Origin of the sequence: Klebsiella sp. 18074 (assembly GCF_902705905.1) — a bacterium.
Lineage (GTDB): Bacteria > Pseudomonadota > Gammaproteobacteria > Enterobacterales > Enterobacteriaceae > Klebsiella > Klebsiella terrigena.
The window spans coordinates 211,834-219,497 of the sequence record NZ_CACSIS010000007.1; the positions used below are offsets into that span (position 1 = coordinate 211,834).

A 7,664-nucleotide genomic window follows, 5' to 3' on the forward strand; every position below is an offset into this window, starting at 1 on the left:
CGAGTAGCGGAGGAATCTCAATTAGAGGCCGCTAGCGGGGCTGGGCCACGGCGCTTCGCAGCGCCTGCTGCAGCTGGGCGCGGGTGAAGGGCTTACGCAGCAGCTCGACGTCCGGCAGCGCGGGATTATGCGCCGGGCGCAGATCCTGGCCGCTGATCAGCAGCAGCGCCACCGTCGGGAAGCGGCGCTGCGTTTCGTTAATGACCTCCGCGCCGCTCAGCCTTCCCGGCAGCATCAGATCGCTTATCAGCAGCGCAATATCCGGCGAGGCCTCCAGCATCTGCAGCGCCTGCTCGCCGCTGGCGGTTTCCAGCGTCAGCCAGCCAAGCTGGTGCAGCTGTTCGCACAGGGTCTGGCGCACGTCCGCCTCATCCTCGAGCACCAGCGCCAGCCGCTCGGCGCCAGTTTCCTGCTCGGCCTCGGGCAGCCGCCCGCTGGCCGTCGCCTGTACCGCCGCGCGCGGCAGCTGCAGGCGTACCGTCGTCCCCTGACCCGGCGCGCTCTCAATTGCCACCCTTCCCCCGGACTGGCGCACAAAGCCATACACCATCGACAGCCCCAGGCCGCTGCCGCTGCCGGTCTGTTTGGTGGTAAAGAAGGGTTCAAAGACCTGCGCTTTCACCTCCAGCGACATTCCGCAGCCGTGATCGACCACCTCCAGCGCCACCATATCCTGCCGCCGCCCGTCGCTGCGCGCCACGCGCTGGTTCCAGCTGCGTATTCTTATCACCCCCGGCCGCCCTTCCATCGCGTCCCGCGCGTTCATCACCAGGTTGATAATGGCATTTTCCAGCTGGCCGACGTCAATCCACGCCGGCCAGGCGGGGGACTGCGCCTCAATCTCAAGGCTCAGCGCCGCGGGCAGAGAGTGGCGCATCAGTTCGCCGAGGTTCTCCAGCAGCGGCTTCATCTCAACGGCGTGCGGGTGCAGCGACTGCTTGCGCGAGAAGGCCAGCAGCCGCTGGGTCAGCAGCGCGCCGCGTTCGGCGGCCTTGCGCGCCCTGGAGATGCGCGCCGCGTCACCCTCGTGGGGCTGAACCAGCTCAAGGCTGCCGATAATCACCGCCAGCAGGTTATTAAAATCATGCGCCAGGCCGCCGGTCAGCTGGCCGACGGCCTTCATTTTCTGGCTATGGACCAGCGCCTGCTCCAGCCCCTTGCGCTCGGTGCGATCGAGCACCACGTTGACCAGCCCACGCCCCGGCACCGGGCTGAAGCGCAGCTCAATCGTCCGGTCATTCGCCAGCTGCAGCTCCTGCGGCTTCGGCAGCGGTGAAGCAAGATTGGCCCGCACGTGCTCCGCCAGCGGCGCCGCCCGGCTCAGCAGCTGCTGGTAGTACATGCCGCGCTGCAGATCCTGTGCCGCCAGCCCGAGCAGCAGCGGATACTGCGGGTTCCACACCACCAGCTGCCCCTGATTATCAAACAGGGCAAAGCCGTCGCGCATCGCGTGGAAGGTGGTCTCCAGCAGGGTGCTTTTCTCCTTCAGCAGCTGGGAAGTGTGGGCCAGCGAGGCGGTATTGCGGGCGAAGACGTTGAACGCGCGCGCCAGCTCGCCCAGCTCATCGCGCCGCTGCAGCGCGGGCACCGAGACGTGGTTCTCGCCGTGGGCCAGGCGCGACATGGCGCGGGAGATGGCGGTCAGGTTGGAGCCAAGATTGCGGTAGATATACCAGCCGGCGCAGCCGGTGATCGCCAGTGCCAGCAGCGCCGACAGCAGAATAAACATGCTGATGGAGCGCAGCTCCTGATGGCTTTGCGCCGCCCGCAGCTCCGATGCCTGCGCCACCCTGGCGACATACTGGTTAATATCGTTGTTCAGCAGCGCCACCAGCGCCTTGATATGGAACATATACCAGCCGATCGCCAGATCGCTCTCCTCCAGCTGGGCCGACAGCGGCTCCAGCCGGGCAAGCTCGGGCTTAAAATCCGCTAGGATCGCGGCCTGCGTCGGGTCAGCACCGGCTGGCGGCAGGAAGCCCATCACCTCATCCAGCTGCTGCACTATCGAACGCGGCGTTGAGGTGTGGATAGCGGCGGTAATCAGCCGGTCCATCTCCACCAGCCGCTGCGGATCGATCGCCGGCGCGCCGGGCCGATCGCTAAGATCCTGCAGATGGTGCAGATAGCTCTGGTTCTGATACAGCGAGCTGAGCAGCTCATAGCGCTGCAGATGGCGCCGCTGGCCGCGCACCAGCATTCCGCCTACGCTCTGCTGCAGCTCGTTACTGCGGCGAATAATGCTGGCGACCAGCGTCAGCTCCTGCTGCGCCAGCGGCGCGGCGGCAAGCTGTGACAGCGAGCGCTTCAGCGCCTGCTGGGTCTCCAGCAGACGCTCGGCCTCGCTTTTATACTCCAGCGCGCCCACCACCTGCGAGAGCCGAACCGCCGCGGTGGCGACGTTGGCGGTATCGCGGGCCAGGTTCATGCTGCCGGTCATATCGTCCAGCGTCTGCCGCTGTACCTGCTCCTGCAGCAGGCTGGCGTGGCGAAAACCCAGTACCGCCACCCCAGCGACCATCAGCGTCACCGCCACCATCAGCAGGTTAAACGAAAGCAGGCGTCCGCGGGCGCTGGTGAAAAACGGATAACGATGGGATGGCATGGTCGGCTCCGCGCTATTTTTGTTTATCCTGGCGGCTGGCGACGGCAACGGGGAGAGTAACGTTGCGTAATTGTGATCAAGATTAACTATTCATCAATATGACAAATATGAACGGCTTCTGACATTTTGCATTTACCAACCTGTGGTCCACTGCCGCTATCGACCGCTCTCGCAGGAGACCCTGTATGCCAGCAACGCCGGTACTATCTATGCGCAATATTGCCAAAGCCTTTGGCAAATTTTATGCGCTGAAAGGCGTCGATCTGACGGTTTGGCCAGGCGAGATCCACGCCCTGATGGGCGAGAACGGCGCCGGTAAAAGCACGCTCATGAAGATCCTCGCCGGCGCCTATACCGCCACCAGCGGCGAGATCCTGATCGACGGTAAACCGCACGCCATCAAAGGGCCAAAAGACGCGCTGGCGGCAGGCATCACGCTGATTTATCAGGAGATGCAGCTGGCGCCTAACCTCACCGTCGCCGAAAATATTTTCCTCGGCAGCGAGCTAGCGCGCGGCGGGCTGGTGCAGCGCAAAGAGATGCAGAGCCAGGCCCAGGCGGTGATTGACCGTCTTGGCGCCCAGTTTAAGGCCAGCGATCGGGTGATGAAGCTGACCATCGCCGAGCAGCAGCAGGTGGAGATCGCCCGCGCCCTGCACCGTAACAGCCGAATTCTGGTGATGGATGAGCCGACCGCCGCCCTCTCTTCGCGTGAAACCCAGCGCCTGTTTGAGCTGATTCTGCGCCTGCGCGACGAAGGCATGGCGATTATCTATATCAGCCACCGCATGGCAGAAGTTTATGAGCTGTCCGATCGCGTCAGCGTCCTGCGCGACGGTCAGTACGTCGGCAGCCTGACCCGCGACAGGCTCAACGCCTCCGAGCTGGTGCGCATGATGGTGGGCCGCCCGCTTAGCGATCTGTTCAATAAAGAGCGCGATATCCCCCTCGGCCAGCCGCGCCTGCGGGTGCAGGATTTGACCGACGGCAGCAAGGTGAAGCCGAGCAGCCTGGTGGTGCACGCCGGGGAGATCGTCGGCCTCGCCGGGCTGGTGGGCGCCGGCCGCTCCGAACTGGCGCAGCTGGTTTTCGGCGTGCGCAGGGCGAGCGGCGGCGTGATTGAAATCGACGGCGAGCCGGTGGTTATCCACTCGCCGCGCGAGGCTATCGATCTCGGCATCGGCTTTCTTACCGAGAACCGCAAAGAGCAGGGGCTGTTCCTCGAACTGGCGGCGCAGGAAAACATCACTATAGCGACGCTGGAGCGCGACGCCAGCTGGGGCATGCTCAACCGCAAGAAGGCGCAGACCATCTCCGATGACGCCATCTCGCTGCTCAATATTCGCGTCCCGCATTCGCAGGTGCGGGCGGGCGGCCTTTCCGGCGGCAACCAGCAAAAGTTGCTGATCTCTCGCTGGGTGGCGATCGGCCCGCGCATTCTGATCCTCGATGAACCGACGCGCGGCGTCGACGTCGGCGCCAAAAGCGAAATTTACCGCATCATGAACCAGATGGCGCGTCAGGGCGTGGCCATTCTGATGATCTCCAGCGAATTACCGGAAGTGGTCGGCATGAGTGACCGGGTCTACGTGATGCGCGAAGGCGCCATCGTCGGCGAACTGCAGGCCGACGAGATCGGCCAGGAAAGCATTATGACGCTGGCCACCGGCGTTAACGACTCTCACCTTAAGGCGGAACAACCATGACAACGCAAAAAGAGACCGCCGCCCGGCCGGTGGCAAAATCAGCATCGGCGAAAAAAATGCTGATGGGCGATTTGATGCAAACGGTCGGCATCCTGCCGATTTTAATCCTGATTGTCGCGGTATTTGGCTTTATCGCCCCGAACTTCTTTACCGAAAGCAACCTGCTGAACATTACCCGCCAGGCCTCCATCAACATCGTGCTGGCGGCGGGCATGACCTTTATCATTTTGACCGGCGGGATCGACCTGTCGGTCGGGTCTATCCTCGGCACCACCGCGGTGGCGGCGATGGTGGTCTCGCTGATGCCGGAGCTCTCTCTACTCTCCATTCCGGCGGCGCTGATGCTCGGCCTGCTGCTGGGGCTGTTTAACGGCGCGCTGGTCGCCTTCGCCGGACTGCCGCCGTTTATCGTTACGCTAGGCACCTATACGGCGCTGCGCGGGGCCGCCTATCTGCTGGCGGACGGCACCACGGTGATTAACTCCGATATCAGCTTCGAATGGATCGGCAACGATTATCTCGGGCCGGTGCCGTGGCTAGTGGTGATCGCCCTGGCGGTCATCGCGGTGTGCTGGTTCATTCTACGCCGCACCACGCTCGGCGTACATATCTACGCCGTGGGCGGCAATATGCAGGCCGCCAGGCTCACCGGCATCAAGGTTTGGCTGGTGCTGCTGTTCGTCTACGGCATGAGCGGGCTGCTCTCGGGGCTGGGCGGGGTGATGAGCGCTTCGCGGCTCTACAGCGCCAACGGCAACCTCGGCGTGGGCTATGAGCTGGACGCCATCGCCGCGGTTATCCTCGGCGGCACCAGCTTCGTCGGCGGTATCGGCACCATCACCGGTACCCTGGTGGGGGCGCTGATTATCGCCACCCTCAATAACGGTATGACGCTGATGGGCGTCTCCTATTTCTGGCAACTGGTGATCAAAGGGGCGGTGATCATCATTGCAGTACTGATCGATAAATACCGTACCCGACACCATCAAAGTGCATAACAACAATACCAATACCCTACGAGTGAGGAAGACAATATGCGTTTGAAACCGTTAGCGATCGCGCTCTGTGCCGGCACGCTGCTGGCCGCAGCGCCGTTCACCCAGGCTAAAGAACTCAAATCTATCGGCGTGACGGTCGGCGATCTGGCCAACCCGTTCTTCGTCCAGATAACCAAAGGCGCCGAGCTGGAAGCCCGCAAGCTGGCCGGGGATGGCGTCAAAGTGACGCTGGTTTCCAGCGGCTACGATCTCGGTCAGCAGGTTGCGCAGATCGATAACTTTATCGCCGCGAAGGTCGACATGATTATCCTTAACGCCGCCGACTCGAAGGGCATCGGCCCGGCGGTGAAGCGGGCGAAAGACGCGGGCATCGTGGTGGTGGCGGTGGACGTGGCCGCCGAAGGCGCGGACGCGACCATTACCTCCAATAACACCCAGGCGGGCGAAATGGCCTGTAAATACATCACCGACCGCCTGAAAGGGAAAGGCAATGTGGTGATTATCAACGGGCCGCCGGTTTCTGCGGTGCAGAACCGCGTCGAAGGCTGCCAGACGGAGTTCAAGCGCCACCCGGATATCAAAGTGCTGTCGTATAACCAGAACGCCAAGGGCAGCCGCGAAGGCGGCCTGGAAATTATGACCTCGCTGCTGGCCGCCAATCCGAAAATCGACGGCGTATTTGCCATTAACGACCCGACCGCCATCGGGGCGGACCTGGCGGCAAAACAGGCCCAGCGCCGCGAGTTCTTTATCGTTGGCGTCGACGGCAGTCCGGACGGGGAAGAAGCGTTGAAGCGTAAGAATTCGCTGTTTGTCGCCACCCCGGCCCAGGACCCGCAGGTGATGGCGGCGAAGGCGGTAGAGATTGGCTACGACATCCTGCAGGGCAAACCGGCGCCAACGGCCCCGGTGCTGATCCCGGTGACGATGATCGATAAAAACAACATTGGTACCTATAAAGGCTGGACCGTGAAGTAGGCGCCATCGGTCAGGCGATGCCCCGGGAAGCCCCGGGGTTAGCCCCTTCGCGGCTACGCCGCCTTATCGCCGTGGATAACGTCCGCGGCGAACACATAGCCCAGGCCGCGCATGGTTTTGATCAGCGCCGGCTGATGCGGATTAAGCTCAATCTTGCGCCGCAGGCGCATGATCAGCACGTCAATCGTCCGGTCAAACACCTCAATGCTCTCGCTGTGGGTCAACGTCAGCAGCTGTTCGCGGTTCAGCACCCGCCGGGCGTTCTGCGCCAGCGCCAGCAGCAGGCCGTACTCGCCCTGGGTCAGCAGCACCGGCTGCTGCTGGGGGTTAAACAGCTCACAGCGTCCGGTGTCCAGCCGCCAGCCGTTGAAAATGAGTCCCGCACCGCCGCCGCTGCTCTCAGCGGCCAGCGCGCCGCTGCGTCTGAGCACCGCTTTCACTCGCGCCACCACTACCCGGGAGTTAAACGGCTTGCCGATATAGTCATCAGCGCCCATCTCCAGCCCCACCACGACATCGGCTTCGCTCCCAAGACCGGTCAGCATCACCACCGGCAGCTCGGGTCTGCTGCGCTGTAGCTGCTGCAGCACCAGCAGGCCGTTGGTATCGGGCAAAATCATGTCCAGCAGGACAAGGGAAATATCCGCCCGCTGCGCCGCTACCGCCAGCGCTTCGCCGCCGGTTTGGCACACCAGCACGTCAAAAACGTGCGCGCTGAGCACGTCGCACAGCAGTTCGCAGATTGCGCTGTCGTCATCAACAACCAAAATGACCGGTTTCATAGCTTGCCTCTGCCCGCCGGGGATGATCTCTGTATGATTAATTCAGCAAACCACCACCGACAAATCCATTGCCGGATAGCGTTTCTTCAACCCATGTCACAACTCCGCCCGCTTCGACACGTCAAAACTGACGACGCCCTGCTTTTCGTCAGCACTTAGCCCAAAAAACCGGCGTATTATCGGGAAATACCCATAATGAAAATATGGCATAGAAGATGCATAGTGACGGCGTGATAGCGCATATGCGCCAACTGATTAACGGGAGCAAGACCGATGAAAAAAGTCGTCACGGTTTGTCCGTATTGCGCATCAGGTTGCAAAATCAACCTGGTGGTCGATAACGGTAAAATCGTCCGGGCTGAGGCGGCACAGGGGAAAACCAACCAGGGAACCCTGTGCCTGAAGGGCTACTACGGCTGGGACTTTATTAACGATACCCAGATCCTCACCCCGCGCCTGAAAACCCCGATGATCCGCCGCCAGCGCGGCGGCAGGCTGGAGTCCGTCTCCTGGGATGAGGCCCTCGACTACGTTGCCACGCGCCTCAGCGCGATTAAGGCTAAGTACGGCCCGGATGCCATCCAGACCACCGGCT

Annotated in this window: 6 protein-coding genes; 4 read left to right on the top strand and 2 right to left on the bottom strand. The window is 62.3% G+C overall.

Going from position 1 to position 7,664, the window contains the following annotated elements; translation table 11 throughout:
- Window positions 1–31: 31 nt before the first annotated feature.
- A complete protein-coding gene (locus tag GVK32_RS09625) occupies window positions 32–2,605 on the bottom strand; it encodes an ATP-binding protein (protein WP_159867722.1) in 2,574 nt (857 codons plus the stop codon).
- 185 nt (window positions 2,606–2,790) lie between these two features.
- Between GVK32_RS09625 and GVK32_RS09630 the strand changes: the two genes are divergently transcribed.
- Genes GVK32_RS09630 through GVK32_RS09640 form a run of 3 tightly spaced genes read left to right on the top strand, consistent with a single transcriptional unit; the run spans window position 2,791 to window position 6,287 of the window.
- Window positions 2,791–4,311 carry a sugar ABC transporter ATP-binding protein gene (locus GVK32_RS09630; protein ID WP_159867725.1) on the top strand — a complete coding sequence of 507 codons (1,521 nt, stop codon included), beginning with the start codon at window positions 2,791–2,793 and terminating at the stop codon, window positions 4,309–4,311.
- Window positions 4,308–5,309, top strand: a complete 1,002-nt coding sequence (locus GVK32_RS09635; RefSeq protein ID WP_041143647.1) for a ribose ABC transporter permease — start codon at window positions 4,308–4,310, stop codon at window positions 5,307–5,309. The genes GVK32_RS09630 and GVK32_RS09635 overlap by 4 nt, the downstream gene beginning before the upstream one ends.
- Window positions 5,310–5,345: 36 nt before the next feature.
- On the top strand, window positions 5,346–6,287 hold the full coding sequence (locus GVK32_RS09640) for an ABC transporter substrate-binding protein (RefSeq protein ID WP_159867728.1): 942 nt from the start codon (window positions 5,346–5,348) through the stop codon (window positions 6,285–6,287).
- Between the two features lie 53 nt (window positions 6,288–6,340).
- Here GVK32_RS09640 and GVK32_RS09645 read toward each other — a convergent pair whose 3' ends face one another.
- The gene (locus GVK32_RS09645; RefSeq protein ID WP_115193763.1) at window positions 6,341–7,069 is read right to left on the bottom strand and encodes a response regulator; all 729 of its coding nucleotides are present in this window, start codon (window positions 7,067–7,069) and stop codon (window positions 6,341–6,343) included.
- A gap of 273 nt (window positions 7,070–7,342) precedes the next feature.
- Here GVK32_RS09645 and GVK32_RS09650 point away from each other — a divergent pair.
- The coding region (locus tag GVK32_RS09650) for a molybdopterin-dependent oxidoreductase (protein ID WP_159867731.1) at window positions 7,343–7,664 on the top strand (322 nt) is incomplete at its 3' end.

Bases quoted from the DNA above. Each gene is read 5' to 3' on its own strand.
- GVK32_RS09625 (WP_159867722.1), bottom strand. From the start codon at position 2,605: ATGCCATCCCATCGTTATCCGTTTTTCACCAGCGCCCGCGGACGCCTG.
- GVK32_RS09630 (WP_159867725.1), top strand. From the start codon at position 2,791: ATGCCAGCAACGCCGGTACTATCTATGCGCAATATTGCCAAAGCCTTT.
- GVK32_RS09635 (WP_041143647.1), top strand. From the start codon at position 4,308: ATGACAACGCAAAAAGAGACCGCCGCCCGGCCGGTGGCAAAATCAGCA.
- GVK32_RS09640 (WP_159867728.1), top strand. From the start codon at position 5,346: ATGCGTTTGAAACCGTTAGCGATCGCGCTCTGTGCCGGCACGCTGCTG.
- GVK32_RS09645 (WP_115193763.1), bottom strand. From the start codon at position 7,069: ATGAAACCGGTCATTTTGGTTGTTGATGACGACAGCGCAATCTGCGAA.